Origin of the sequence: Levilactobacillus lindianensis (assembly GCF_003946095.1) — a bacterium.
In the GTDB taxonomy this organism is placed as follows: domain Bacteria; phylum Bacillota; class Bacilli; order Lactobacillales; family Lactobacillaceae; genus Levilactobacillus; species Levilactobacillus lindianensis.
In genome coordinates, this window is sequence record NZ_RHOD01000004.1 from 56,494 (window position 1) to 83,158 (window position 26,665).

General features: G+C 47.2%; 38 protein-coding genes. 1 reads left to right on the forward strand and 37 read right to left on the reverse strand.

Annotation, left to right across the window (positions count from 1 at the left end):
- Positions 1 to 3 precede the first annotated feature (3 nt).
- From EKM70_RS02310 to rpsL, 36 genes are all read right to left on the reverse strand, one after another.
- A complete protein-coding gene (locus EKM70_RS02310) occupies positions 4 to 804 on the reverse strand; it encodes an energy-coupling factor transporter transmembrane component T family protein (protein ID WP_125544890.1) in 801 nt (266 codons plus the stop codon).
- Entirely contained in the window at positions 797 to 1,669 is an 873-nt protein-coding gene (locus EKM70_RS02315; RefSeq protein ID WP_125544897.1) for an energy-coupling factor ABC transporter ATP-binding protein, read from the reverse strand. Before EKM70_RS02315 ends, EKM70_RS02310 begins: the two co-directional genes overlap by 8 nt.
- Positions 1,645 to 2,484, reverse strand: coding sequence for an energy-coupling factor ABC transporter ATP-binding protein (locus EKM70_RS02320; protein ID WP_125544898.1), 840 nt, complete (start codon positions 2,482 to 2,484; stop codon positions 1,645 to 1,647). Before EKM70_RS02320 ends, EKM70_RS02315 begins: the two co-directional genes overlap by 25 nt.
- A gap of 325 nt (positions 2,485 to 2,809) precedes the next feature.
- Positions 2,810 to 3,193: a 50S ribosomal protein L17 gene (gene rplQ, locus EKM70_RS02325; protein WP_125544900.1), complete on the reverse strand. Its 384-nt coding sequence runs from the start codon at positions 3,191 to 3,193 to the stop codon at positions 2,810 to 2,812.
- A gap of 30 nt (positions 3,194 to 3,223) precedes the next feature.
- Positions 3,224 to 4,174: a DNA-directed RNA polymerase subunit alpha gene (locus tag EKM70_RS02330; protein WP_125544902.1), complete on the reverse strand. Its 951-nt coding sequence runs from the start codon at positions 4,172 to 4,174 to the stop codon at positions 3,224 to 3,226.
- Positions 4,175 to 4,261: 87 nt separating this feature from the next.
- Complete coding sequence (gene rpsK, locus EKM70_RS02335) at positions 4,262 to 4,651, reverse strand: 30S ribosomal protein S11 (protein WP_125544904.1); 390 nt, start codon at positions 4,649 to 4,651, stop codon at positions 4,262 to 4,264.
- Between the two features lie 17 nt (positions 4,652 to 4,668).
- Positions 4,669 to 5,034: a 30S ribosomal protein S13 gene (rpsM, locus tag EKM70_RS02340; RefSeq protein WP_057879245.1), complete on the reverse strand. Its 366-nt coding sequence runs from the start codon at positions 5,032 to 5,034 to the stop codon at positions 4,669 to 4,671.
- 26 nt (positions 5,035 to 5,060) lie between these two features.
- The gene (gene rpmJ / locus EKM70_RS02345; RefSeq protein ID WP_008855781.1) at positions 5,061 to 5,180 is read right to left on the reverse strand and encodes a 50S ribosomal protein L36; all 120 of its coding nucleotides are present in this window, start codon (positions 5,178 to 5,180) and stop codon (positions 5,061 to 5,063) included.
- Between the two features lie 30 nt (positions 5,181 to 5,210).
- Positions 5,211 to 5,429 carry a translation initiation factor IF-1 gene (gene infA, locus EKM70_RS02350; RefSeq protein WP_057879246.1) on the reverse strand — a complete coding sequence of 73 codons (219 nt, stop codon included), beginning with the start codon at positions 5,427 to 5,429 and terminating at the stop codon, positions 5,211 to 5,213.
- A 162-nt stretch (positions 5,430 to 5,591) separates the two neighbouring features.
- On the reverse strand, positions 5,592 to 6,242 hold the full coding sequence (locus tag EKM70_RS02355; protein ID WP_318531965.1) for an adenylate kinase: 651 nt from the start codon (positions 6,240 to 6,242) through the stop codon (positions 5,592 to 5,594).
- A 92-nt stretch (positions 6,243 to 6,334) separates the two neighbouring features.
- The gene (secY, locus tag EKM70_RS02360; RefSeq protein WP_125544908.1) at positions 6,335 to 7,645 is read right to left on the reverse strand and encodes a preprotein translocase subunit SecY; all 1,311 of its coding nucleotides are present in this window, start codon (positions 7,643 to 7,645) and stop codon (positions 6,335 to 6,337) included.
- Positions 7,645 to 8,079, reverse strand: coding sequence for a 50S ribosomal protein L15 (gene rplO / locus EKM70_RS02365; RefSeq protein WP_125544910.1), 435 nt, complete (start codon positions 8,077 to 8,079; stop codon positions 7,645 to 7,647). Before rplO ends, secY begins: the two co-directional genes overlap by 1 nt.
- Before the next feature lie 35 nt (positions 8,080 to 8,114).
- Positions 8,115 to 8,297, reverse strand: coding sequence for a 50S ribosomal protein L30 (gene rpmD / locus EKM70_RS02370; protein WP_057879250.1), 183 nt, complete (start codon positions 8,295 to 8,297; stop codon positions 8,115 to 8,117).
- Positions 8,298 to 8,311: 14 nt separating this feature from the next.
- A complete protein-coding gene (gene rpsE, locus EKM70_RS02375) occupies positions 8,312 to 8,815 on the reverse strand; it encodes a 30S ribosomal protein S5 (RefSeq protein ID WP_057879251.1) in 504 nt (167 codons plus the stop codon).
- 22 nt (positions 8,816 to 8,837) lie between these two features.
- The gene (gene rplR / locus EKM70_RS02380; protein WP_318531964.1) at positions 8,838 to 9,203 is read right to left on the reverse strand and encodes a 50S ribosomal protein L18; all 366 of its coding nucleotides are present in this window, start codon (positions 9,201 to 9,203) and stop codon (positions 8,838 to 8,840) included.
- Positions 9,204 to 9,234: 31 nt separating this feature from the next.
- Complete coding sequence (gene rplF / locus EKM70_RS02385; RefSeq protein WP_057879253.1) at positions 9,235 to 9,771, reverse strand: 50S ribosomal protein L6; 537 nt, start codon at positions 9,769 to 9,771, stop codon at positions 9,235 to 9,237.
- Between the two features lie 30 nt (positions 9,772 to 9,801).
- Positions 9,802 to 10,200 carry a 30S ribosomal protein S8 gene (gene rpsH / locus EKM70_RS02390; RefSeq protein ID WP_057879254.1) on the reverse strand — a complete coding sequence of 133 codons (399 nt, stop codon included), beginning with the start codon at positions 10,198 to 10,200 and terminating at the stop codon, positions 9,802 to 9,804.
- A 33-nt stretch (positions 10,201 to 10,233) separates the two neighbouring features.
- The gene (locus tag EKM70_RS02395) at positions 10,234 to 10,419 is read right to left on the reverse strand and encodes a type Z 30S ribosomal protein S14 (RefSeq protein ID WP_083488579.1); all 186 of its coding nucleotides are present in this window, start codon (positions 10,417 to 10,419) and stop codon (positions 10,234 to 10,236) included.
- An 18-nt stretch (positions 10,420 to 10,437) separates the two neighbouring features.
- Positions 10,438 to 10,980 (reverse strand): 50S ribosomal protein L5, encoded by a 543-nt coding sequence (gene rplE / locus EKM70_RS02400; protein ID WP_057879255.1) that lies wholly within the window; start codon positions 10,978 to 10,980, stop codon positions 10,438 to 10,440.
- Between the two features lie 25 nt (positions 10,981 to 11,005).
- Positions 11,006 to 11,317 (reverse strand): 50S ribosomal protein L24, encoded by a 312-nt coding sequence (gene rplX / locus EKM70_RS02405; RefSeq protein WP_125544914.1) that lies wholly within the window; start codon positions 11,315 to 11,317, stop codon positions 11,006 to 11,008.
- A gap of 34 nt (positions 11,318 to 11,351) precedes the next feature.
- Entirely contained in the window at positions 11,352 to 11,720 is a 369-nt protein-coding gene (rplN, locus tag EKM70_RS02410) for a 50S ribosomal protein L14 (RefSeq protein ID WP_057879257.1), read from the reverse strand.
- Between the two features lie 50 nt (positions 11,721 to 11,770).
- Positions 11,771 to 12,037, reverse strand: coding sequence for a 30S ribosomal protein S17 (gene rpsQ, locus EKM70_RS02415; protein WP_125544916.1), 267 nt, complete (start codon positions 12,035 to 12,037; stop codon positions 11,771 to 11,773).
- A gap of 25 nt (positions 12,038 to 12,062) precedes the next feature.
- The gene (gene rpmC / locus EKM70_RS02420; protein ID WP_125544918.1) at positions 12,063 to 12,257 is read right to left on the reverse strand and encodes a 50S ribosomal protein L29; all 195 of its coding nucleotides are present in this window, start codon (positions 12,255 to 12,257) and stop codon (positions 12,063 to 12,065) included.
- Complete coding sequence (rplP, locus tag EKM70_RS02425) at positions 12,247 to 12,681, reverse strand: 50S ribosomal protein L16 (RefSeq protein ID WP_057879260.1); 435 nt, start codon at positions 12,679 to 12,681, stop codon at positions 12,247 to 12,249. The genes rpmC and rplP overlap by 11 nt, the downstream gene beginning before the upstream one ends.
- Before the next feature lies 1 nt (position 12,682).
- Positions 12,683 to 13,342, reverse strand: a complete 660-nt coding sequence (gene rpsC, locus EKM70_RS02430; RefSeq protein WP_057879261.1) for a 30S ribosomal protein S3 — start codon at positions 13,340 to 13,342, stop codon at positions 12,683 to 12,685.
- 3 nt (positions 13,343 to 13,345) lie between these two features.
- Positions 13,346 to 13,702: a 50S ribosomal protein L22 gene (gene rplV / locus EKM70_RS02435; protein WP_057879262.1), complete on the reverse strand. Its 357-nt coding sequence runs from the start codon at positions 13,700 to 13,702 to the stop codon at positions 13,346 to 13,348.
- Between the two features lie 17 nt (positions 13,703 to 13,719).
- Complete coding sequence (gene rpsS, locus EKM70_RS02440) at positions 13,720 to 14,001, reverse strand: 30S ribosomal protein S19 (RefSeq protein ID WP_125544919.1); 282 nt, start codon at positions 13,999 to 14,001, stop codon at positions 13,720 to 13,722.
- Positions 14,002 to 14,079: 78 nt separating this feature from the next.
- On the reverse strand, positions 14,080 to 14,928 hold the full coding sequence (rplB, locus tag EKM70_RS02445; RefSeq protein WP_125544921.1) for a 50S ribosomal protein L2: 849 nt from the start codon (positions 14,926 to 14,928) through the stop codon (positions 14,080 to 14,082).
- Positions 14,929 to 14,954: 26 nt separating this feature from the next.
- On the reverse strand, positions 14,955 to 15,242 hold the full coding sequence (rplW, locus tag EKM70_RS02450; RefSeq protein WP_057879265.1) for a 50S ribosomal protein L23: 288 nt from the start codon (positions 15,240 to 15,242) through the stop codon (positions 14,955 to 14,957).
- Positions 15,242 to 15,865, reverse strand: a complete 624-nt coding sequence (gene rplD, locus EKM70_RS02455) for a 50S ribosomal protein L4 (RefSeq protein WP_125544923.1) — start codon at positions 15,863 to 15,865, stop codon at positions 15,242 to 15,244. The genes rplW and rplD overlap by 1 nt, the downstream gene beginning before the upstream one ends.
- Before the next feature lie 21 nt (positions 15,866 to 15,886).
- On the reverse strand, positions 15,887 to 16,537 hold the full coding sequence (gene rplC / locus EKM70_RS02460) for a 50S ribosomal protein L3 (RefSeq protein ID WP_125544925.1): 651 nt from the start codon (positions 16,535 to 16,537) through the stop codon (positions 15,887 to 15,889).
- Between the two features lie 41 nt (positions 16,538 to 16,578).
- Entirely contained in the window at positions 16,579 to 16,887 is a 309-nt protein-coding gene (gene rpsJ, locus EKM70_RS02465; RefSeq protein WP_011668500.1) for a 30S ribosomal protein S10, read from the reverse strand.
- 438 nt (positions 16,888 to 17,325) lie between these two features.
- A complete protein-coding gene (locus EKM70_RS02470; protein ID WP_125544927.1) occupies positions 17,326 to 18,657 on the reverse strand; it encodes an MATE family efflux transporter in 1,332 nt (443 codons plus the stop codon).
- A 112-nt stretch (positions 18,658 to 18,769) separates the two neighbouring features.
- A complete protein-coding gene (gene fusA / locus EKM70_RS02475) occupies positions 18,770 to 20,869 on the reverse strand; it encodes an elongation factor G (protein ID WP_125544929.1) in 2,100 nt (699 codons plus the stop codon).
- Between the two features lie 189 nt (positions 20,870 to 21,058).
- Positions 21,059 to 21,529, reverse strand: a complete 471-nt coding sequence (gene rpsG / locus EKM70_RS02480) for a 30S ribosomal protein S7 (protein ID WP_057879271.1) — start codon at positions 21,527 to 21,529, stop codon at positions 21,059 to 21,061.
- Between the two features lie 73 nt (positions 21,530 to 21,602).
- The gene (rpsL, locus tag EKM70_RS02485) at positions 21,603 to 22,016 is read right to left on the reverse strand and encodes a 30S ribosomal protein S12 (protein ID WP_125544931.1); all 414 of its coding nucleotides are present in this window, start codon (positions 22,014 to 22,016) and stop codon (positions 21,603 to 21,605) included.
- Positions 22,017 to 22,291: 275 nt separating this feature from the next.
- Here rpsL and EKM70_RS02490 point away from each other — a divergent pair, with 275 nt between their 5' ends.
- Positions 22,292 to 22,945, forward strand: a complete 654-nt coding sequence (locus tag EKM70_RS02490; protein WP_125544933.1) for a prepilin peptidase — start codon at positions 22,292 to 22,294, stop codon at positions 22,943 to 22,945.
- Between the two features lie 58 nt (positions 22,946 to 23,003).
- Here the strand turns inward: EKM70_RS02490 and rpoC are convergent, their stop codons facing one another.
- A complete protein-coding gene (rpoC, locus tag EKM70_RS02495; protein WP_125544935.1) occupies positions 23,004 to 26,651 on the reverse strand; it encodes a DNA-directed RNA polymerase subunit beta' in 3,648 nt (1,215 codons plus the stop codon).
- Positions 26,652 to 26,665 lie beyond the last annotated feature (14 nt).

Here is a 26,665-nt window from a genome sequence, read left to right on the forward strand (position 1 = left end):
CTCCTACCAACGACGTGTTGCTAACATGGCCGCTACGACCATGAGAAAAACAAGCCAGGTCATCGTATCCCGCCGTTGCCAAGTTAAAATACGATATTGACTGCGATGCTCACTGTCACGGTACCCGCGAGCCTCCATGGCTGTCGATAAATCTTCTGCGCGATTAAAAGCACTCATAAATAAGGGCACCATTAAGGGGATAAAGGACTTGGCCTGTTTGATCAGACCACCTTCCCCGAAATCCACGCCCCGGGCCCGCTGCGCATTCATAATCTTCGTGGCTTCATCCATTAACGTGGGGACAAATCGTAAAGCAATTGCCAACATCATCGCCAATGTATCCACCGGAATACGAACCCAACGCAATGGCTTCATCAATGAGGACAACCCCGTCGCAATATCCAGGGGCTGTGTTGACAGGGTCAACAACGTGGACATCATGATAATTAATAAGAAACGAATGAAAATCACACCTGAATTCACTAGACCGGCTTGCGTAATATTAAGAATAGTCCAGTGAAAATAAACGTGCCCCCCAGCCGGACTGAACAGTAGCTGCACCACTACGGTGAAGGCAATCAGCCACAGCATGGGCCGGAGTCCTTTGAGAAAGAACCCCAAACTGATCTTAGACGACAAGATGGCCGCTAGGGTAAACCCAACCAGAATGGCATAGCTCAACCATGAGTTGGCTAAGAACACCACGATGAGATAACAAAAGCTCAATAGGAGCTTTGATCGGGGATCCAGGCGATGGACAATGGAATTTAGGGGTAAGTAACGCCCAAAGATAAAATTAGTCATGTTTGGCCCCCGTTCCCGGCCACTGTCGAACCAATTGATCCGCCAACTGATCGGCGGTTAGCGGAAGCTGGTCCCACTTCACGCCTCGTTCACCGAGACGTTGGGCAAACTTCGCCGCTCGAGGAACCGCAATGTCACTGCTCTGAACCCAGGCGGGGTCACTGAAGACCTCCTGAGGGGTCGCACAGGTCAGCAACTTGCCAGCCTGCATCACAGCCACTTCATCGGCATAGGTGGCCACGTCCTCCATCTGGTGTGTCACCAGGATGATAGTGAGGCCCTGTTCCTGATGGAGCCGATTAAATAACGTCATCATTTCCAAGCGACCTTGAGGATCGAGTCCTGCGGTGGGTTCATCTAGAATCAAAACCTTGGGTTGCATCGCGAGCACTCCAGCAATCGCCACGCGACGCATCTGTCCTCCCGACAACTCGAACGGAGAGCGCTTGGCAAAACTCTCGTCTAAACCGACCGTTCTCAACATCTCTAAGGCACGTTGATTTGCCTCGGCTTCACTCACACCAAAGTTCTGCGGACCAAACGCGATATCTCGCTGAATGGTCTCCTCAAATAACTGGCTTTCTGGAAATTGGAAAACCATGCCCACATGCCGACGCAAAGGTTTCAAATCGGCGTTAGTCGTCTGCGGCGTAATCGTGAAGCCATCCACGGTGATTTTCCCCGTGGTTGGTTTCAGGAGCGCATTGATCTGCTGAATCAGTGTAGACTTGCCGCTCCCCGTATGACCAATAATGGCCAGATAACCATGGTCAGGAACGGTAAAGGAAATATCACTCAGTGCGGGGGTCGCCATCGGCGTGCCAGCCTGATAGGTGTACCCTACGTGTTCGAAAGTGATTGCCACAACCATTCCTCCATTTCTGTCGTCGTTTGATAACCCGTGGGAACCGTAATTCCCCGATCTTGTAAGGCTTGTTTTAATTTAGCAGTAAATGGGACATCTAATCCCAAATGAACCAGACGCTCACCCTGAGCGAAGATTTCCGCGGGTTTAGCTTCTTCCACGAGCTTACCGTCATCAATTACCAATATCCGGTCAGCACTGGCAGCTTCGTCAATATCATGGGTGATGGAGATGACCGTCAGATGCTTCTCTTCTCGGAGACGTTGAACCAAGGCCAACATGTCACGACGACCTTGCGGATCCAGCATGCTGGTTGCCTCATCCAGAATCAGAATATCCGGTGCAATCGCCACAATTCCGGCTAAAGCCACCCGTTGTTTCTGGCCCCCAGACAAGGCCCCTGGTTCGCGCTGTGCGAACGCCTGCATGCCCACCTCATCGAGAGCCGCTTTAACCCTTGGAACCATCTCAGCACGCGAAATCTGCCGATTCTCGAGGCCAAAGGCCACATCGTCTTCTACCGTGGCCCCAACGAACTGATTATCCGGATTCTGGAAGATCATGCCGATCTTCTCCCGAACTTCCCAAACCGTTTCCGGCGTTAGTTGAATGCCCCCCACGACGACCGTCCCCTCACTGAAGGGCAAGAGACCATCGACGGCTCTCGCCAGAGTGGACTTTCCACTCCCGTTATGGCCAACCAGCGCTAACCACTCCCCCGCTCTCACGGTGAAGCTGATATCATCCAAAGCTGGCCGTCCATCAGTGTCCTGATAACGGTAACTCAAATGTTGTACATCAATAATATTTTCCATCAGCGCTGTCGATTCTCCTTTTGAAAAGTCACCCGTAATTATACCAAATATCTCGTCATTTACGAAACTTTCGGGTTCTTTTACCACCAGGAGAAACAAGTAGCCGCCAACCAATCAATGGCCTATGTGATCAACCTATCTCAAATTTTAGGCACAAAAAAAATCACTAACAAACCAGCGGCGCTGAGGCAATTGCCCCCATTCAAGCTAGACTCGGAAAAAATCCATCATCATAACGCTCTATACCACATGATCCTAGTGATTAATTTGTAACCGTGAGCCGTTTAAGGGACAACTCACCCTTTGACCATTAACTAATTAACAATTAGTCAACGAATTCTAAGATAGCCATTGCGGCACCATCACCACGACGAGGCATCGTCTTTAAGATACGCGTGTAACCACCTTTACGGTCTGCGTACTTAGGTGCTAATTCGCTGAATACCTTTTGTAAAGCATTGGTAACAACAACATCGTCGCCATCTTCTTTAACATCTGCAACAACGTTACGGATGAAAGCAGCAGCTTGTCGACGAGCATGTAAATCGCCTTGCTTACCTAAAGTAATCATTTGGTCAGCCGTTTTGCGAACTTCTTTAGCACGTGCTTCAGTCGTTTCGATGCGGCCGTTTAAGATTAAACTAGTAGTCAAATCACGTAACAATGCGCGACGTTGTGAACTAGTCCGTTGTAATTTACGGTAACTCATAACCAGAAACCCTCCTTTGAGTGTCTAAAATTAGTCTTCCTTCCGAAGTGACAAACCTAAGTCAGCTAACTTAGCTTTAACTTCTTCGAGGGACTTGCGACCCAAGTTACGAACCTTCATCATGTCTGCTTCAGTCTTATTAGTCAATTCTTGAACCGTGTTGATACCAGCACGCTTCAAACAGTTGTAAGAACGTACGGACAAGTCGAGCTCTTCGATGGTCATCTCAAGCATCTTTTCCTTGTGCGTCTCTTCTTTTTCAACCATGATTTCCGCATTCTTAGCTTCGTCAGTCAAGTCGACAAACATTGCCAAATGTTCGGTTAAGATCTTTGCAGCCAGAGCAATGGCTTCGCTTGGATTAATTGAACCGTTTGTCCAAACATCCAGGGTCAATTTATCGTAGTCAGCCCGTTGGCCAACCCGTGCATTCTCTACTTGGTAGTTAACCCGTTCGATAGGGGTATAAATGGAATCAACGGCTAAGACACCAATTGGCATGTCCGTGTTGCGAGTCTTATTCTCGTCAGCAGAAACATAACCCCGGCCCTTATCCGCCGTCATCCGCATATGGAACGTTGCCCCATCGGCAACCGTAGCAATGTACAGATCTGGGTTTAAAACGTCAACGTCCGCACCTGCAACGATGTCACCGGCAGTGACCTGTGCTGGTCCTTTAACGTTGATTTCCATGGATTCTTCTTGTTCGTCAGAACCGTTGAGCTTCAGCGCAATCTTCTTAACATTCAAGATGATTTGCGTGACGTCTTCAACAACCCCTTCGATAGTTGAAAATTCATGTAAAACCCCGTCGATTTGAATGCTGGTAACAGCTGCACCAGGTAATGATGAAAGCAGAATTCGACGTAAGGAATTACCAAGCGTTGTCCCGTAACCACGTTCCAACGGTTCGACAATGAACTTACCATAGTTACTACTTTCGTCAATTTTATGAATGTTAGGCTTTTCAAATTCAATCATTCTTATCGTTTACCCCTTTCAAACCGCGTTGAGCTTCTATAAGTCAATCCCATCATGAAGGTTGCCCTCATTAATGAAACGCTCACGTTAAACCCGACGGCGCTTTGGAGGACGAGTCCCATTATGAGGCACTGGCGTAACATCGCGAATAGCGGTGATTTCGATACCAGCAGCTTGGATGGCCCGGATAGCAGCTTCACGTCCTGAACCAGGACCCTTAACAGCAACTTCTACGGACTTGACACCGTGTTCCATTGAGGACTTAGCAGCGGCTTCAGCAGCCATTTGCGCAGCAAATGGTGTTGACTTCCGACTACCCTTAAAGCCCAAGGCACCAGCTGATGACCAAGCAATGGCGTTCCCTTGAACGTCAGTGATCATAACTAATGTGTTGTTAAACGTAGCATGAATGTGTGCAACACCGGCTTCAATATTCTTCTTGACCCGACGCTTGCGACTAGTTTTTCTAGTAGCCATAAAGTGATAACCCTCCTTTACTTCTTCTTACCGGCAACGGAAACGGCTTTACCCTTCCGAGTGCGGGCATTGTTTTTAGTGTGTTGACCGCGAACAGGTAATCCGCGACGGTGACGCATTCCACGGTAAGAACCAATTTCTTGTAGGTTCTTGATGTTCAGCGTAACCTCACGCCGTAAGTCACCTTCAACTTTGTAGTTGTCGACTTCGGCACGGATCTTGTCTTCTTGGTCGGGAGTTAAATCACGAACCCGAACGTCTTCAGAGACACCGGCAGCAGCAACGATCTTGTGAGCCGTGTTGATACCAATCCCAAAAATGTAAGTTAAACCATAAGCGATTCGCTTATCACGTGGTAAATCCACTCCAGCAATACGTGGCATTAAATGTACACCTCCTATAAATTGAATTACTTACCCTGGCGTTGTTTGTGCTTAGGGTTGGCTGAGCAAATAATCATAACTCGGCCTTTACGCTTGATAACCTTGCAGTGTTCGCACATTGGCTTAACTGATGGTCTTACTTTCATGAATATCCCTCCTACATCTGTCCAAACCGATTACTTGAAACGATAAGTAATCCGGCCTTTAGACAAGTCATACGGTGACATTTCAACAGTTACTCGGTCACCAGGCAGAATCCGGATGTAATGCATCCGAATCTTACCGGAGACATGAGCAAGAATCTCATGACCGTTTTCTAATTCGACTCGAAACATTGCATTAGGTAATGTTTCGGTAACTTTACCTTCGATTTCGATGACATCGCTTTTCGCCACGAAAGTACCTCCCTTTTAATTGCGTGCATACACACGTAAAAGCGGTCGGGCCGCGGATGCGGCACCCACCTAGCACCTGTGAATTGCGACATCGCGCCATTTACAGGCTAAACCTGAATAAGTCTACCATAATTCTTACGATGACGCAAGAACTACCTCGGCCTACAGGTTCTTCAAGATCTTTTCAATGTCGACGTAAACGTCATCGATATCTCGATTACCATCAACCGTAAACAAGAGGTTCTTCTTCGTGTAGTATTCAACTAAAGGCGTATTAGCCTTTAAGTTAACTGCTAAACGATTCTTAACCGTTTCCGGCTTGTCGTCTTCACGTTGGTAAAAGTCATGGTGACCACAAACATCACAAGTTCCTTCAACCTTAGGGTTGTTGTAGAGCTTGTGGTAAGTCGCCCCACAATTCCGGCAAATGTAACGACCAGAGAGTCGTTCGATTAGAACATCCGGTTCGACGTGAATGTTAATCACGGCGTTGATGGTCCGGTCCAGTTCTGGGCCAAAGCTATCTAAAGCTTCGGCTTGAACAATGGAACGGGGGAACCCATCCAACATGAACCCCTTAGCCGTATCGGCTTCGGCCAACCGTTCCTTGACGATGCCATTAGTGACTTCGTCAGGAACCAGTTCACCTTTGTCGATGTAGGTCTTAGCGGCCAAGCCCATCTTCGTTTCGTTCTTCATTGCCGCGCGGAAGATATCTCCCGTTGAGATGTGTGGCAAATGGAACTCATCGATGATCTTTTGGGCTTGTGTCCCCTTACCGGCACCCGGTAAGCCCATGAGAATTAAATTCATTGCTGTCATGTTCATGCTCCTTACTTCGAAATTATTCGCCTTAAAAACACAAGCAGGTGTGCTAAGAGATCAACACACCCGCTGGAAACTCATTAAGCTGGTTCTGGATCTTGGATAAAGCCAACGTATTCGCGCTTCATCATCAATCCGTCAACTTGGCGCATGGTTTCAATGGCAACCCCAACCACGATTAAGAGGCTGGTACCACCCAAACCAATTGACTCATCTAAGTCCCAAAGGTTTTGGGCTAATAACGGAATTAAGGAAATGAATCCAAGGAACAAGGCCCCAACAGTGCTGAGACGCATAAGTAAGTTGGAAACATATGACTGCGTTTCATGTCCTGGCCAAACGCCTGGAATGTAGCTCCCCTGCTTCTGCAGGTTCTCAGCTAACTTTTCAGGGTTAACCTGAACAAACGCATAGAAGAACGTGAACACAACGATCAGAACGGTGTACAAAATGGCACCATCCAAGGTTTGCATGTTGAAGATGTTCGACAGTGTTTGATACCAGCCATCACTGGAGTGCGTGTTTTGGAACGCCATCAAAATAGTTTGAGGCGTAGCAATAAACGAACTAGCAAAGATAACTGGGATAACACCAGCAACGTTAACCTTCAATGGAAGGTAGCTACTATCTGGCGAACCAGATACCCGCCGCGTGTACTGCATTGGTACTCGACGTTCCGCCTGTTGAACCCACGTTGTAAACGTAACGATCATCAGAACTAAAACAATCAAGCCCAGGATAAACAGAACACTCTTCCACATGTCACCACTGGCAATGTCGACAAAATAAGTTTTGTAAAGTTTGTAGACGGAGTTAGGGGTCCGAGCAATGATACCCGCAAAGATAATCATTGAGATCCCATTACCTAACCCACGGTCGGTAATCATGTCACCCATCCAGGTGGTCAACATCGTCCCACCGGTCAGGATTAACCCAATCGACAGGTACGTTGTGACACTCGGGTTCTGGACCAGCTTCAGTGAACTTAAAGCACTGAAACCAGCCGTGATCCCGATAGACTGAACGAAAGCGAGAAAAATCGCCAAATATCGTGTGGCTTGGTTTAACTTCCGACGACCAACATCACCCTGCTTACTCCATTCAACGAAGCGCGGTACGATGTCCATTTGTAACAATTGAATAACGATTTGTGCCGTGATGTAAGGTGAGACCCCCATCGCAAAGATGGAGTAGTTACTCAACCCACCACCACTAAAAGTATCTAGAATACTAACCAACCCAGAAGACGCGACGCTTTGAAGTGCCTTCGCGTTAATGCCGGGGACAGTAATGTAGGTACCCAACCGAAAGACAATCAAAACCAGAAGAGTAAAGAGAATCTTATTACGAATGTCTTTAATCTTAAAGGCGTTTTTCAAGCTTGATAGCATTAGATCACCTCAGTCTTACCACCAGCAGCTTCGATAGCTTGTACAGCTGACTTGGAGAACTTAGCGGCCTTTACCGTCAACTTCTTCGTCAATTCACCGTTACCCAAAATCTTGATACCGGCCTTTTCGTTTTTCACGATACCAGCCTCAACCAAGTTAACTGGGGTTACTTCGGCGCCGTCTTCGAAGACGTTCAAAGCGGATAAGTTTACGACAGCAAATTCCTTACGGCTAATGTTGGTAAACCCACGCTTTGGAATCCGACGGTACAGAGGCATTTGGCCCCCTTCAAAACCCAAACGAGTCTTGCTACGAGCCTTCTGACCCTTTTGGCCACGACCTGAGGTCTTACCATTACCAGAAGAATCACCACGGCCAACTCGGTTACGAACCTTCCGTGAGCCTTCAGCAGGTTTTAATTCATTCAACTTCATGCTATTGCGCACCTCCTTATTTAATGATATGAGTACTACTTAACTTCTTCAACCTTAATCAAATGTGCGATTTGGAAAAGCGCACCGCGAGTTGCTTCGTTATCAGGCTGTACCACTGAGCTGTTAACTCGGTGTAAGCCCATAGCTTCCACAATCTTCCGCTGTTTAGGGAGGCGGTGAGCGACACTATGAATTAAAGTAACTTTTAATTGAGCCATTTTAATACCCCTCCTTATTCAGCTAAGTGTTGAAGAGAGACACCACGGAGAGCGGCAACTTCTTCAGCACGCTTCAATTCAGTCAGGCCAGCAAAAGTGGCGCGAACTGCATTGACCGGCGTGTTAGAACCTAAACGCTTTGAAGTAACGTCAGCGATACCTGCAAGTTCCATGACGGAACGAACGGCACCACCGGCCGTAACTCCAGAACCTTCAGCGGCTGGCTTGAGCATAATCTTGCCACCACCAAATGTTCCCAGTACTTCGTGAGGAATGGTCGTTCCCACGACTGGAACTTCGATCAAGTTCTTACGAGCGGCTTCAACAGCCTTACGAATGGCTTCTGGGACTTCTTGTGCTTTACCAGTACCAAAGCCAACGTGGCCGTTCTTATCACCAACAATTACTAAAGCAGAGAACCGAAGACGACGGCCACCCTTAACAACTTTGGTAATTCGGTTGATAGCAACAACGTTGTCTTCAAGTTCTAACTTGTCGGGATCAATAAATTTTGCCATGTGTGGTTATTCCTCCTTACTGTTAAAATTTCAACCCGTTTTCACGAGCAGCTTCTGCTAATGCTTGTACCCGGCCATGATATAAGTATCCGCCACGGTCAAACACAACATTGCTAATCTTCTTTTCGACAGCGCGCTTAGCAACTAAAACACCGACAGCCTTAGCTTGGTCAGTCTTGTTGTCGCCAGTCACTTCGCTATCTAACGTCGAGGCACTAACAAGCGTGACACCCGCTACGTCATCAATGACTTGAGCGTAGATGTTTTTGTTAGAGCGGAAAACGTTTAAGCGTGGGCGTTCTGCATTTCCAGAAATTTTGTTGCGGACACGCATATGACGCTTTTGACGTGTCTTGTTCTTATCTGGTTTCGTAATCAAAATAGTCACCTCTTTGTAGAATTATCAGCTTTAAGCTGCTTTACTTACCAGTTTTACCTTCACGAATACGAACAAATTCGTTTTCGTAACGGATACCCTTACCTTTGTAAGGTTCTGGTGAACGGACGGCACGGATTTCAGCAGCGAAGTCACCGACTTCTTGCTTACTAATGCCAGAAATGTTGATAGTGGTGTTATCAGGAACCTTAACTTCTAAAGTTTCTGGAATAGCCATTTCAACAGGGTTAGAATAACCAACGCTCAATACCAAGGTCTTACCCTTAGCCTGAACACGGTAACCAACACCGACTAACTTCAAGGTCTTTGCGAAGCCATTGACAACACCTTCAACCATGTTGTTCAAGTTAGCTCGTTGCGTACCATGAAGGGCCCGCGTCTTGTTGTTGTTATCTGGACGGTCGAAATCAACGGCACCGTCACTGATCTTCATCGTAATGAAGTCAGAGAAAGTACGGGTTAAAGAACCTTTAGGACCTTTAACCGTAACTTGATCGCCATCGCGCTTAACATCAACGCCAGCTGGGACTTTGACAGTTTTATAACCAATACGACTCACTGTAAGGCACCTCCTATCTTCTTAAAAGTTTTACCAAACGTAGGCGAGAACTTCGCCACCGATTTTCTTGGCACGCGCTTCTTTATCAGTAACTACCCCTTCAGAGGTGGAGATAATAGCGATACCTAAACCGTTTAATACCTTTGGAACAGCATCGGCTTTAACGTATGAACGTAAGCCGGGCTTTGAAATACGCTTCAAACCACTGATAACACGTTGGTTGTCTTTGCCGTACTTGAGGAATACGCGGATGATACCTTGCTTGTCATCATCGATGTATTCAACGTTACGGATGAAACCTTCGCGCTTCAGGATTTCAGCGATGTCACGTTTAATTGTTGATGCAGGTACTTCGAGTGATTCGTGGCGAACCATGTTCGCGTTACGAATCCGAGTCAAGAAGTCTGCAATAGGATCAGTCATGGACATTAACGATTTCCCTCCCTTTGTTTAAAATTCGTATTACCAGCTAGCCTTCTTCATACCAGGAATTTGACCCTTGTGGGCAAGTTCGCGTAGGCATAAACGGCAAAGGTGGAATTTTTGATAAACAGAGTGTGGACGTCCACAACGTTCGCAACGAGTATATTCCTGAGTAGAGAACTTCGCAGGACGCTTGTTCTTAGCAATTTGTGATTTCTTAGCCAATTTGTGTGAACCTCCTTTTTAGTGTGTGAACGGCATACCGAATTGAGTCAACAATTCACGTGATTCTTCATCGGTGTTAGCCGTCGTTACGATAACAATGTCCAAACCACGAACACGGTTAACGTTATCAAAGTTAATTTCTGGGAAGATCAATTGTTCTTTGATCCCCAAAGTGTAGTTACCACGGCCATCAAAGGCACGGGAGCTAACACCATGGAAGTCACGAACACGTGGCAATGACACGTTGATCAACTTGTCCAGGAATTCGTACATGCGGTCCCCGCGGAGGGTAACCTTAGCACCAATTGACATGCCTTCACGAAGACGGAAGGTTGCGATTGACTTCTTGGCCTTAGTAACCAATGGCTTTTGACCAGAAATCAAACCAAGCTCTTCAACGGCTTCATCAAGGTTCTTAGCGTTGGTAACGGCGTCACCAACACCCATGTTCAAAACGATCTTGTCGATCTTAGGTGTTTGCATAACAGAACTGTAGCTGAACTTTTCCACCAATGATGGGGTAATTTCATTAACGTACTTTTCTTTTAAACGAGCTGACATGAAATTATGTTCCTCCTTTCAGTGATTATTTGTCGATGGTTTCGCCGGACTTTTTAGCGAACCGGACTTTGTGACCATCTTCAACTCGAACGCCAAGCCGGGTTGGTTCGTTGTTCGAAGGATCAATGAGCATTACGTTGGATGCATGAATTGGTGCTTCAATATCAATGATCCCGCCTTGTGGGCTAGCTTGAGAAGCCTTTTGGTGCTTCTTGATCATATTGACGCCTTTAACGATCACGCGGTTCTTGGCGTTCAGAACCTTAGATACAGTTCCTTCTTTGCCTTTGTCTTTCCCAGCGATCACGCGGACCTTGTCACCAGTTTTAATAAGCATTCTGTGGGCACCTCCTTGTTTACACGATTCTTAATTACAGTACTTCGGGTGCTAATGAGATAATCTTCATGTAGTCGTTGTCTCGTAATTCACGAGCAACTGGCCCAAAGATACGAGTCCCTTGTGGGCTCTTGTCGTCTTTAATCAGCACTGCGGCATTTTCATCAAAACTGATGTATGAACCGTCGTTACGACGTACACGAGACTTCGTACGAACAACGACCGCCTTAACAACATCACCTTTTTTGACAACGCCACCTGGTGTTGCTTGTTTGACAGTAGCAACGATGACATCACCGATTCCGGCGTAGCGACGTTTTGAGCCACCCAGAACCTTGATTGTCAGAATTTCACGGGCGCCAGAGTTATCGGCTACCTTTAAGCGACTTTCTTGTTGGATCACGGCTAGTGTCCTCCCTTCAGTTCTAGTTCAGAATACGATAAAAACGACACTTAAATGATTACTGCTTTTTCAACAATGTCGACTAAGCGGAACCGCTTGGTAGCAGACATTGGCCGCGTTTCCATGATGGTAACAATGTCGCCGGTTTGGGCTTCATTCTTTTCATCATGTGCCTTGTACTTCTTAGAGTACTTGACACGCTTACCGTATCTTGCATCCGTTTTTGTCGTTTCAACGACAACAGTGATCGTCTTGTCCATCTTGTCAGACACGACACGACCACGGTATACCTTGCGGTGATTACGTACATCACTCATGTATTGTGACCTCCTTTATCGTATTCTAGTTGTTCAGTTCTTGTTGGCGAAGAGCGGTCTTAAGCCGCGCAATGTTCTTACGAACTTGCTTCAACCGAGCAGTGTTTTCCAGTTGGCCAGTGGCTAATTGGAAGCGCAAGTTGAATAATTCGTCCTTATAGCTCTTTTCTTTATCGAGCATTTCGGCAGTGGTCAATTCGTTAATTTCCTTAGCCTTCATTAGATTCGCCACCTACTTCCTCTCGGGTAATAACTTTCGTACGAACGGGAAGTTTCATAGCAGCAAGGCGTAATGCTTCGCGAGCGACTTCTTCAGAGACGCCACCGACTTCAAACATCACTTTACCACGCTTAACTGGGGCTACCCAGCCAGCTGGTGTACCTTTACCATTACCCATCCGGACCCCAACACCTTTTTCAGTGTAGGATTTGTGAGGGAAAATCTTAATCCAAACTCTCCCACCACGCTTCATGTAACGAGTGATTGCAACACGGGCTGCTTCGATTTGACGGTTAGAGATCCACTTGGAATCTAATGACTGCAAACCGTAGTCGCCGAAAGCAACACTCTTGCCACCCTTGGCTTCGCCACGTAGCTTACCACGGTGGACACGACGGAACTTTACTCGCTTAGGTACCAGCATGTTATTTCCCTCCTTGTCCGTTAGTTTGTTTCTTTTCAGGCAAGATCTCACCACGATAGATCCAGGTCTTAACACCCAGAGAACCGTATGAAGTGTGAGCTTCTACCCAAGCATAATCGATATCAGCACGTAACGTGTGCAGAGGAACCGTACCTTCAGCGTAGCTTTCAGTACGAGACATATCAGCACCGTTCAAACGACCAGCGACTTGCGTCTTGATACCCTTGGCACCAGAGCGCATAGTCCGTTGCATCGTCCCACGCATAGCCCGACGGAAGGCAACACGGCCCTCCAATTGACGAGCGATGTTTTCGCCGACCAATTTTGCATCTAAATCTGGCTTCTTGATTTCAACAATGTTGATGTGAACCCGCTTGCCAGTTAAGTCGTTCAATTCCTTACGGAGATTTTCGACTTCAGAACCACCCTTACCAATAACCATCCCTGGTTTGGCAGTGTGGATTGAGATGTTGACGCGGTTTGCAGCACGCTCGATCTCAACAGTTGAGACAGAGGCGTCAACGAGACGCTTTTCAATGAATTTACGAATTGCAAGGTCTTCCTTGAGGTAAGCAGCAAAGTCTTTTTCAGCATACCACTTTGCTTCCCAGTCGCGAATAATACCGACCCGTAATCCAGTTGGATTTACTTTTTGTCCCACGCGTTATCCCTCCTTCTTTTCAGATACAACAACCGTAATGTGACTCGTACGCTTGTTGATTGGTGAAGCAGAACCCTTAGCACGAGGACGGAACCGCTTGAGGGTTGGTCCTTCGTTAACGAAGGCTTCGCTGACAACTAGATCTTGACGATCTAAGTCAAAATTGTTTTCTGCATTAGCAATTGCAGAGTTTAAAACTTTTGCCACAACCGGTGAACCACCACGCGGTGTGAACTTTAGAATAGCTAGCGCTTCAGCTACGCTCTTGCCGCGGATAAGATCGATGACAAGGCGGAGTTTGCGAGCAGCAACTCGAACCGTTTTGGCGGTTGCTTGCGCTGATGTAACTTGTTCAGCCATTTAGTTAATCCTCCTTATCAAAGAGTTGTTTTCTTATCGTCACTACTACCGTGACCACGGAACAATCTAGTCGGTACGAATTCACCGAGCTTGTGGCCAACCATATCTTCTTGCACGTAAACTGGGACATGCTTCCGTCCGTCATAAACTGCAATGGTGTAACCTACGAAGCTAGGGAAAATAGTAGACCGACGTGACCAGGTCTTGATGACGGTCTTCTTGTCTTGATCCTTTTGCACATCGATTTTCTTAAGCAAATGCGCATCGGCAAAAGGTCCTTTTTTCAAACTACGACCCATTATGAAACCTCCTCTACTTGTGGCGCATCGTTATACACGATGATCACCAGGTCTCTTGACATCCGGATAACCGGATAATTACATCTTGGAACCTTTACGACGACGGACGATGAACTTGCTAGTCTTGTTCTTCTTCTTCCGCGTCTTCTTACCAACGGTCTTCTTACCCCATGGAGAAAGAGGAGATGGTAAACCAACAGGTGCTTTACCTTCACCACCACCATGTGGGTGATCGTTAGGGTTCATTACAGAACCACGAACATGTGGACGTTGACCAGCCCAACGATTACGGCCGGCTTTACCGACAACAATCAATTCGTGTTCTTCGTTACCTACGGCACCGATAGTAGCACGGTTAACGTTCAAGATCATCCGAACTTCACCAGATGATAAACGAACCAGAACATACTTGTCATCGTTGGCCTTACCTAACAATTGAGCTGAAGTCCCAGCAGAACGGACCAATTGGCCACCCTTACCAGTCTTTAATTCAATGTTGTGAATAACAGTTCCGAATGGAATGTTCTTCAATGGTAATGCATTACCAACCTTGATATCAGCATCTGGACCTGACTGAACCTGGGCACCAACCTTTAAGCCCTTAGGTGCAATGATGTAAGACTTTACACCATCAGCATAAACTAATAAGGCAATGTTGGCAGTCCGGTTTGGGTCATATTCGATAGCCTTAACGGTTGCAGGAACATCATCCTTCATCCGCTTGAAATCGATGATCCGGTACTGACGCTTGTTACCACCACCACGATGGCGGACAGTCATCTTACCAGCGTTGTTACGGCCGGCTGAGTGACTTTGTGAATCAAGCAATGACTTTTCAGGAGTCGTCTTAGTGATGACGTCTTTGTAAACCATGCTGGTCATGTTACGACGACCATTGCTTGTTGGTTTGTATTTCTTAATCGCCACGTTATTTCCCTCCTATATCTGAGATTTTATTCTTCGTTGAATAACTTGATTTCTTTAGAGTCGGCAGATAAGCTGACAATTGCCTTACGACGCTTCTTAGTTAAGCCTTCGTAACGACCTTGACGCTTCTTCTTACCCTTCAAGTTCATGATGTTGACCTTAACAACCTTAACGTCAAAGATGTCTTCAATGGCATGCTTGACTTGAGTCTTGGTTGCTCGTACGTCAACGTCGAACGTGTAACGCTTGTCATCCATAGTGGCCATTGATGCTTCAGTGACAACTGGACGTAAAATAATATCGCGTGATTCCATTATGCGAGTACCTCCTCTACTTGAGAAAGTGCTGGTTGGGTAATCACTAACTTGTCGGCATCAGCAATATCAAGGACATTCAAGCTCTTGGCAGGAATTACCTTAACATTTGCTAAGTTCCGGGCTGCTAATGCAGCCTTAACGTTGTCGTCTTCAAGGACAACCAACGTCTTAGTTGTGACGTTCAAACCAGCCAGCATATCAGCGAATTCTTTCGTCTTAGGGGCGTCGAATGATAATCCGTCAACTACGACGAAACTGTCATCGAGAACCTTCTGGGAAAGAACGGACTTCAATGCTAAACGGCTAACCTTCTTAGGAAGGTGGTAACTGTATGAGCGAGGGGTTGGTCCAAAGACCACACCACCACCGACCCATTGTGGTGAACGGATGGAACCTTGACGTGCACGACCAGTACCTTTTTGACGCCATGGCTTCTTACCACCACCACGAACGGCACTCCGGTTTTTAACGGCGTGAGTTCCTTGGCGCATGGATGCCCGTTGCATCAAAATCGTGTCGAACACGACGCTTTCGTTAGGTTCAATACCGAAGATGTCGGCATTCAACGTTACGTCGCCGTTTTGGCTACCATTTTGTTTGTATAATGCTACGCTTGTCATTTAATTATCCTCCCTTCCTAATTATTTATCTGAATGCTTTTCACGTGGTGGGCGAACAGCACTCTTAACAGTAACGAGTGACTTGTTGGCACCTGGCACGTTACCCTTAATCAACAGAACGTTGTTTTCAACATCTGCCTTAACGATTTCAAGGTTTAAGATAGTAACTTGCTTGTTACCCATCCGGCCTGGAAGCTTCATACCAGGGAATACCCGGTTAATGATAGCACCCAAAGAACCTGGACGACGGTGGAAACGAGAACCGTGAGCCATAGGACCACGACGTTGACCGTCTTTATGAACGTTACCTTGGTAACCATGACCTTTAGTGATACCAGTGACATCAACGATGTCTCCTGCTTGGAAGGTATCAACTTTAACTTCGTCTGCTACCTTGTAATCTCCCAGCTCAACATCTCTGAATTCACGAATGAAGCGCTTAGGAGTCGTGTTTGCTTTTGCTACATGACCTTGTTCGGGCTTGTTGCTGAGTACTTCACGCTTGTCTTGGTAACCAAGTTGAATGGCATCGTAACCGTCGTTTTCCATCGTCTTAACTTGCAACACTACGTTTGGGGTTGCTTCGACAACAGTAACGGGGAGTAATTCGCCAGCATCAGTGAAGACTTGCGTCATCCCGACCTTTTTCCCTAAGATTCCTTTAGTGGTCATGAGTACACCTCCGATTATATTGTATTTAGTATTCTTGGAAATTATAACTTGATTTCGATGTCCACACCACTAGGCAAGTCGAGCTTCATTAATGAGTCAACTGTCTTTGGCGTTGGGTTAACGATATCAATCAAACGCTTGTGCGTCCGCATTTCGAATTGTTCACGTGAGTCCTTAAACTTATGTGGTGAACGTAAAACGGTGTAGATCGTCCGTTCAGTTGGTAATGGAATAGGACCTGAGATACCGGCACCAGTTCTCTTCGCTGTTTCAACGATCTTGTCCGCTGATTGGTCGAGGATACGATGTTCGTAAGCCTTCAACCGAATCCGAATTTTTTGTTTTGCCATTGTGTTCCCTCCTTCGTCTATTTTAAAAATAAGACTAACTCCGTGGAAATTCCCGCCACACCCTCATGGCAAAGCGGCCGGGCGTGTCGCAATCTCCCACATCATCGCTTAAACTTTTTGGCGATCCCCAGGGGCGCAAATGTCCCCTCAGAAATACAGCACTTAACTATCATACTAAATAAAGTGCCGTATGGCAAGGGTTTTCGCGAAATTGCTTGCGATTTGTCTTAAATAATTATTGGCTATTCCTAGCATAACCTGGAAGTTTTAATCAACTTTCTTCTAATTAAATACAATTTAACTGAATTCAATGAAAAAGAACGACTGGTCATCCAGTTTTTCCCAATTAAGGCCAACGGGTGTTATTATACCTTATCTTTGACAAATCTCCTAATGAATTTATCGTGATCTCTTAAATAATCGCTTTTTCCAGATACCTTATGCTTTCTCCCATTGACGCTTGAAGGTTTCTCTGGCCAGTAGCCACCCCAACAGACAGGTAACCACATCTGCTGCTGGCTGAGCCCAGATAATCCCATGATAACCTAGCAACCCGGATCCCAAGACAATGAATAGGTAGAAAGTAACCCCCTGCCGTGAAATCGACATCAAGAGGGCCGCGATGGCTTTACCTGTGCTCTGAAAGACAGTGGTATAGACTAACACCGCCCCCACAAATGGAGTTGTCGACAGGAAGACACGGAGCATATAGGTCCCCGCGGTAATGACGGCTGAGTCGTGGAGAAATAGCCCGATAATCTGTGGTGCGAAGACCATGATTAGAATGGCAAATACCAAGGCGTAACCGACCTCCACCAATAGGTCAAAATGAAGGACTTGCCTAAAACGCCGCTGGTTATTGGCCCCATAGGTATAACCAATTAATGGTTGTGCGCCAAAGGCAAACCCAATCATGACCAACATGATAATCATATAGACCTTAAGTACGATCCCCATTGCGGCCACTCGGGTTGGCCCAAAACTCACCAGATACCGGTTTAAGACGGCCGTCCCAAATGCCTGCATCAAGTTGGTAATTGATCCGGGAATTCCGATAAAGAGAACTTGTCCTAAGAGTTGCCGATTAATTCGGCTCTGACGAGCATCAATCGTGACGACCTGACAGTAATACCCCGTAAGCCAGACCAATAGGATTGCCGACACGCTATAACCAATCACCGTTGCCAAGGCAGCTCCAGCAGCCCCCATTCCTGCGGAAAAGATCAAAATAGGATCAAGAATAATCGTAATCACCGTTCCCACCATCGTTCCAATCATCGACTGGGTCGCAAACCCTTCAGTTCGAATCAGGTTTCCTGGGACCATTGACACCATGATTGGCATGGCACCGAAGGCCATGAGATGGTAAAACTGCTCCGCATAGTGGTAAGTGGCCGGTGTTGCCCCGAACATCACCAGAATGGGTCGGGTAAAGGCTAACAGAAGAACAGTCACCAGTAGTCCTACCACAATCGCCCCATAGAGACAAAAGCTACTGACCCGGCTGGCTGTCCGATAGTCTTTTTCCCCAAGCAGTCGCGAAATCAGGGAGCTTCCCCCTAAACCGAAGATATCGCCGACCGCAATCAGAAATGAAAATAATGGCGTACAGAGTGCCACTCCCGCTACCAACGCCGTATTCTGCGTCTGCGAGACAAAATATGTATCCGCTAAATTGTAAATCATACTGGCCACCATGCCCAGTACGACAGGCAATGCTAACTTGAAATAGGCGCGCGGAACAGGCGCCCTTTCAAATAATTCTTCCATTATATGATCACTTCTCTCTTTTAAACTGTATCTCACAAATTATACCACGCCACCAAGACACAAAAAAAACGCCCCACCGTGAGGTAGGACGTTTCATTAAAGAAGAGTCGGACTAGTCTTCGACTGGAGTACCGCCGTTCTTCTTGATAATATCAGCTTGAACACTCTTTGGCGTTGGTTCGTAGTGGTCAAACGTCATGGTAAAGGTACCACGACCTTGAGAAGCGGAACGTAACGTCGTAGCGTAACCGAACATTTCGGATAACGGAACGAAGGAGTGAATCATTTGTGCGTTTCCACGAGCTTCCATACCATCGACCTTACCACGACGTGCGGTAACTTGACCCATGATATCACCCATGTAGTCTTCTGGTACTAAGATATCAACCTTCATGATTGGTTCAAGGATGACAGGACCAGCGGACTTAACAGCGTTACGTAAAGCCAATGATGCAGCAACCTTGAAGGCTGCTTCACTAGAATCGACTTCATGGTAACTACCATCGTATAACTTGGCCTTAACATCAACCAATGGGTAACCGGCTAACACACCGTTTGCCATGGCTTCTTGCAGACCTTGGTCAACTGAAGGGATAAATTCACGAGGAACAACCCCACCAACGATAGCGTCTTCGAATTCGTAACCCTTACCACGTTCGTTAGGGGTGAATTCAATCCAAACGTCACCATATTGACCTTTACCACCAGATTGACGAACGAACTTACCTTGGACCTTAGTTGACTTCGTGAAGGCTTCACGGTAAGCAACTTGAGGAGCACCAATGTCCGCTTCAACCTTGAATTCACGCTTCATACGGTCAATGATGATGTCCAAGTGAAGTTCACCCATCCCAGCGATCAGAGTTTCACCAGTTTCAGGGTTAGTTTCAGCCTTGAAAGTAGGGTCTTCTTCAGAAAGCTTTTGTAAGGCGTTGTTCATCTTGTCTTGGTCAGCCTTCGTCTTAGGTTCCACGGCAACCTGGATAACTGGATCTGGGAAGTTCATGGATTCCAAGTGAAGTGGGTGATTAGGGTCAGTCAAAGAGTCACCAGTAGTGGTGTTCTTCAAACCAATGGCCCCGGCAATATCACCGGAGAAGACTTCTGGAATTTCTTGACGGTGATTGGAGTGCATTTGCAGCAGACGTCCAACACGTTCACGCTTGTCCTTAGTGGCGTTCAAGACATATGAACCACCTTCCAAGGTACCGGAGTAAACCCGGATGTAAGTCAAACGACCAACGAATGGGTCGGTGGCAACCTTGAACGCTAAGGCAGCGAATGGCGCGTCGTCATCGGCACGCAACGTAACGGCTTCATCAGTATCAGGAACAGTGGCGTTGTATGGCTTAACATCCAATGGAGATGGTAAGTAGTCCACAACGGCGTCCATCAACATTTGAACACCCTTATCCTTGAAAGCAGAACCAGCGAAGACTGGGAACATTTCCAGCTTCAAAGTGGCACGCCGAATAGCGGCTTTTAATTCTGCCTTGGTGATTTCTTCACCTTCAAGGTACTTTTCCATGATTTCATCATCAACGTCAGCGACGCTTTCGATGATGCCTTCATGACGCTTTTCAGCTTCTTCCTTCATGTCAGCAGGAATTTCAACAGTGTCCCATGAGGAACCCAGTTCATCCTTGTCGTACACGTAGGCTTTCATTTCGATTAAGTCAACAACACCGGCGAAATCATCTTCGGCACCGATTGCCATTTGTAAAGCAACCGCGTTGGCTTGTAACCGGTCGTGAATGGAGTTAACTGAGAAGTCGAAGTCGGCACCCAGCTTATCCATCTTGTTCACGAACACGATACGAGGAACATCGAAATCTGAGGCTTGACGCCAAACAGTTTCGGTTTGTGGTTCAACACCGGCTTGACCGTCTAAGACGGTTACGGCACCATCAAGCACACGCAGAGAACGTTCAACTTCAACAGTGAAGTCCACGTGCCCTGGAGTATCGATGATGTTGATCCGGTGACCCTTCCATTCCGCAGTCGTTGCGGCAGAAGTGATCGTGATACCACGTTCTTGTTCTTGTTCCATCCAGTCCATTTGGGAAGCCCCATCGTGGGTTTCACCAATCTTGTGGATCTTACCAGTGTAATACAGGATACGCTCAGTGGTCGTCGTCTTACCGGCATCGATGTGGGCCATGATACCGATATTACGAGTCTTATCAAGCGGGAATTCACGAGTATTAGCCATGATTAATGTGTAACTCCTCTCAAAATTGATCGTAGATTGTGCCAAAAAGTGACTACTAACATCGCAATTGATTTTAGTAGCCACCTCTGGATTAAAGGATTGCTCCCTTAAGTTAGAAGCGAGAGAGTCATGAGACGCTCCGCTCTAACATTTTATCACACCGCGAGTAAAGCAGTGCGATGGCTGCTTCTACCAACGGTAGTGGGCGAAGGCACGGTTGGCATCTGCCATCCGGTGAGTGTCTTCACGCTTCTTAACAGCAGCACCCGTGTTGTTGGCAGCGTCCATGATTTCACGCGCTAAGCGTTCAACCATAGTGTGTTCACCACGTAAACGGGAGTACTGTACCATCCAACGAAGACCAAGAGTCGTCCGACGATCTGGACGAACTTCGATTGGGACTTGATAGTTTGATCCACCAACCCGGCGAGCCTTAACTTCCAAGACTGGCATAACATTCTTCATTGCTTCTTCGAAGACTTCCACTGGATCGTTACCAGTTTCGTTCTTAATGATGTCGAAGGCACCATAAATGATTTTAGTTGAAGTTCCGCGTTTCCCATCCATCATCGTGTGGTTAATCAAACGAGTAACCAACTTTGAGTTGTAAATTGGATCAGGAAGGACTTCACGCTTTTGTACAATTCCTTTTCTAGGCATTATATTATCCTCCTTGAATATTGTTTAGTAACTGCTTGACGGCATCCGTGCAAGTCAGTTAATGTCGTGATTCTTAATCCTTAGGCTTCTTGGTACCGTACTTAGAACGGCTTTGACGACGGTCGGTAACACCGGCAGTATCAAGCGCACCACGCACGATGTGGTAACGAACCCCAGGTAAATCCTTCACCCGGCCACCACGAATTAAGACAACACTATGTTCTTGAAGGTTATGACCAATACCAGGAATGTAAGCAGTCACTTCAATTAAGTTTGACAACCGTACACGTGCATATTTCCGTAAAGCTGAGTTAGGCTTCTTAGGTGTCATGGTACCGACACGAGTAGCAACCCCACGCTTTTGAGGAGCAGGATTCTTAACTTGAGCTTTTTTGTAACTGTTATACCCGTAGTTTAAAGCTGGGGCATCTGATTTAGAACTATTAGATTTACGACCTTTACGCACCAATTGGTTGATAGTAGGCATCTAACTAGTCCTCCTTTCTGTATTCTGATAGAGTTTAAGTCCACACATCCAGGTGGTTCATTTTTCTTTAAAGAAAAAAGCCACCTAGACGGGGGATCTAATTGAAGTGTCCCTCCCGCCGTCAGTCAGCATGTCTGGTAAGTTACCCGAGACCTGTCTGCGAAAGGCACCTTGAATAGAATACCATGCCGGAAACCCAATGTCAATGAGGGTTATGACAATTCTCTGAAAACAATTCGACATTTTTCACGGAGGTATCTAAGAGGTGATCATAAATGTCGACTTTTTTCCTATTTTGTTATGGCTGTTGTTTTGGCTCCCTGATCGGAGCCACCAGCGCGCGCTATGCCCGCCAAGAGTCTCCCTTCTATCCGGGGTCTCACTGTGATACCTGTCAGATTCCCCTGCAACCCTGGCAGCTCGTCCCCGTTCTGAGTTATCTCTATCAAAGGGGTCGGTGTCAAACTTGCGGGGCCGCCATTCCGCGACAAGTCCTCATCCTCGAGCTCGTTGGGGGCTGGTTAGCCACCACTATCATGGGACCAGCCACTCTGCTTACTGTGATCTGGTTCTACCTCTGGATCTACGCCAGCTTATGTGATAAAGCCACCCAAACCTTTCCCGGTATCATCAGTTGGCTAAGCCTTCCCGTGCTCCTCTGGCCATTCGGGTTCCCCATCTGGGGCCTAGCTAGTATCTGGCTCATCGGTGTCCATCTCCTCTGGTCCCACCTTTCTCAACCACCCATTGGCGATGGCGATCTCGAATTTATCGGTTTGTATGGTCTGGCCTTTGGCTTACCGACAACTGCTTGGTGGTTACTGACTGCCTGTCTCTTGGCCCTGCTTACCCACCGTTGGTTCTCTGGACGTATCGCCCTAATCCCCTATCTCACAATAAGTGCCTTGGTTTGGTGGCTTTGGTCTTAGACAAACAAAAAGGACCCGCCATCTCTGACGAGTCCCCGACTAAGTCGCTTAACCGAAGTTAGGCTTGAGAGTCTTCTTGCATTTGTTTTTCGAGGTCGCTGATCGAGTAAACACCTTCGGTTGACGAACCGCCAACTTCTTTGGGCTTGATCTGACGGTAATCTGGCATCCCAGTCCCGGCAGGAATAATCTTCCCAATAATGACGTTTTCCTTCAAACCAACCAGTGGATCGTTCTTGCCACGAATAGCAGCATCGGTCAAGACACGCGTCGTTTCTTGGAAGGAAGCGGCTGATAAGAAACTGTTCGTTTCCAAGGCAGCCTTAGTGATCCCCAAGATAACTGGACGAGCCGTAGCGGCGATCCCACCAGAGATTAACGTCTGGTAGTTAGCGCGACGGAAGTCTTGAATATCCATCAAGGTCCCAGGTAAGACATCGGTGTCGCCCGGATCCATGATCCGAACCTTCCGAAGCATCTGACGAACCATGATTTCAACGTGCTTGTCACTGATGGCCACACCTTGCATCCGGTAAACACGTTGAACTTCACCTAAGATATAAGTTTCAGTAGACAACACGTCACGAACACGTAGAAGTTCCTTAGGATCAACAGACCCATAGTTCAAGGCAGCACCACGGTGAATAAAGTCGCCTTCAGAAACCCGCATGCGGGCAGTGATTGGTAACTTGTAACTCCGAGTGTCAGCCTCACCCTTAATCGTAACTTCCTTGACACGGTCAGCTGGGTTTTCTTCGATTGATTCAACCGTCCCAGTAACTTCAGTGATCTCAGCTTTACCTTTAGGGTTCCGAGATTCAAACAATTCTTGAACACGAGGAAGCCCTTGGGTGATATCTTCGTTCCCGGCAACACCACCGGTATGGAAGTTACGCATGGTTAATTGCGTCCCTGGTTCACCGATTGATTGTGCGGCAACAGTTCCGACTGCTTCACCAACTTCAACTTCATCACCGGTGGCCATGTTACGACCATAACAGTGTTCGCAGACACCGTGTTCAGTGTTACAAGTGAAGGCGGAGCGAATCGTGACCTCTTCAACACCGGCGTCAACAATCTTCTGCGCCGTGTCTTCGACGATCATTTGGTTCTTTGGCACGATGACGTCACCGGTCTTAGGATCGACAACTGACTTCTGCGTGTAACGGCCGAGAATCCGGTCATACAGAGGTTCGATCATTTCGTTACCATCAGTGATGGCCCGAATCTTCAAACCACGATCAGTCCCACAATCCTTTTCCCGAATGATAACATCTTGTGCCACATCGACCAGACGCCGAGTCAGGTAACCTGAGTTGGCAGTCTTAAGGGCCGTATCGGTCATCCCTTTACGAGCACCGTGGGTCGAAATGAACATTTCCATAACCGTCAGGCCTTCACGGAAGTTAGACGTGATAGGCAGTTCCATGATGTCCCCACTAGGTGCGGCCATCAATCCACGCATACCAGCCAATTGCGTAAAGTTAGAAATGTTACCACGAGCACCAGAATCACTCATCATAAAGATAGGGTTCTGTTGGTCGAAACTGTGGATCAGAGCGTTTTGAATGTCATCTTTGGCATCGTTCCAGATCCCAATGACCCGTTCGTAACGTTCGTGGTCCGTAATCAACCCGCGCCGGAATTGCTTCGTTACCGTGGCAACCTGTTTGTGGGCTGCGTCGATAATTTCTGGCTTTTCCTTCAAGTCGGTAACGTCGACCATCCCAACCGTTAACCCAGACTTCGTGGATTCGTCGTAACCCAAATCCTTGATCCGGTCCAACAACTTAGAGGTTTCAGTAACCTTGTATTGTTGGTAAACGGCCGCGATAATGTCGGACAGGAAACCCTTCTTGAACGGTCCGATTAATTCAGCATTTTGCAAGTAATCATGAATGTCTTCGCCCGGTGCCAAGAAGTACTTGTCAGGGACGTAACCATTCAAGTTTGTATTAGTAGGTTCATTCAAGTATGGGAACGACTTTGGCAGGATGTTGTTAAAGATCAACTTCCCAACAGTCGTGACCATAATCTTAGTACGCTGATCATCAGTGAATGGCTTGTCTGGCATGGAAGAAACCTGGACACCGACACGACTGTGCCAGTGAACCAAACCGTTCCGGTAAGCCAGAACAGCTTCGTTGAGGTCGGTAAAGATCATGCCTTCCCCTTCACGGTTGTCTTCTTCCATCGTCAGGTAGTAGTTCCCGATAACCATATCTTGTGAAGGCGCAACGACTGGCTTACCACTGGCAGGTGCCAGGATATGGTGAGCAGCCAACATCAGCAGACGTGCTTCAGCTTGTGCTTCGTCAGATAATGGCACGTGGATGGCCATTTGGTCCCCATCGAAATCGGCATTGTAAGCTTCACAAGCCAATGGGTGAAGACGCATCGCTTTACCACTAACCAAGACTGGTTCGAACGCTTGAATCCCTAAACGGTGAAGCGTAGGGGCCCGGTTCAACAGAACAGGGTGTTCCTTGATAACATCTTCAAGAACATTGAAGACATCATCATCTTCACGGTCAATCTGGCGTTTGGCGTTCTTGATGTTAGAAGCCAAACCACGCGCAACGAGTTCCTTCATGATGAATGGCCGGAACAATTCCAAAGCCATTGGCACTGGGAGACCCATTTGGTTGAACTTGAGGGAAGGACCAACGTCAATAACGGAACGACCAGAGTAGTCAACCCGCTTCCCTAACAAGTTTTGACGGAACCGACCTTGCTTCCCTTTCAACATGTGTGAAAGAGACTTCAATGGACGGTTACCAGGACCAGCAACTGGACGGCCACGACGACCGTTATCGATCAAGGCGTCAACGGCTTCTTGGAGCATCCGCTTTTCGTTTTGAACGATGATACCAGGTGCGTTTAAGTCTAACAAACGCTTCAACCGGCTGTTCCGGTTGATAACCCGCCGGTACAAGTCGTTCAGGTCGGACGTTGCAAAACGGCCACCTTCGAGTTGTACCATTGGACGAAGATCAGGTGGGATTACCGGAATAGCATCCATGACCATCCATTCAGGACGGTTACCAGATGTCACGAAGGCTTCCAAGATGTCCAAACGACGAACGGCACGCGTCCGCTTTTGGCCAGTAGCATCCTTCAATTGTTCCTTTAATTCCGTGACTTCTTTATCTAAATCCACAGCCATCAATAACTTCTTGATAGCTTCGGCACCCATTTCAGCCTTGAAGGCTTGGCTACCGTATTCCACGAGCTTGTCACGGTAATCGCGTTCGGAAAGGAGTTGTTTCTTTTCCAAAGGCGTATCACCGGGATCAAGGACAACGTAGGATGCAAAGTAGATGATTTCTTCCAGGGCACGAGGGCTCATGTCTAAGACAAGACCCATCCGACTTGGAATACCCTTGAAGTACCAGATGTGGGTTACAGGAGCTGCTAATTCAATATGGCCCATCCGTTCACGACGAACCTTAGAACGGGTAACTTCGACCCCACAACGGTCACAAACGACACCCTTGTAACGGATCCGCTTGTACTTCCCACAGGCACATTCCCAGTCCTTAGTAGGACCGAAAATCCGCTCGTCGAAAAGTCCATCTTTTTCAGGCTTTAACGTCCGGTAGTTGATGGTTTCAGGCTTTTTAACTTCCCCGTAAGACCAGCTACGGATCTTATCAGGTGAAGCCAGCCCGATCTGCATGCTTTCGAACTTATTGACATCGACCAAAGAAGCGACCTCCC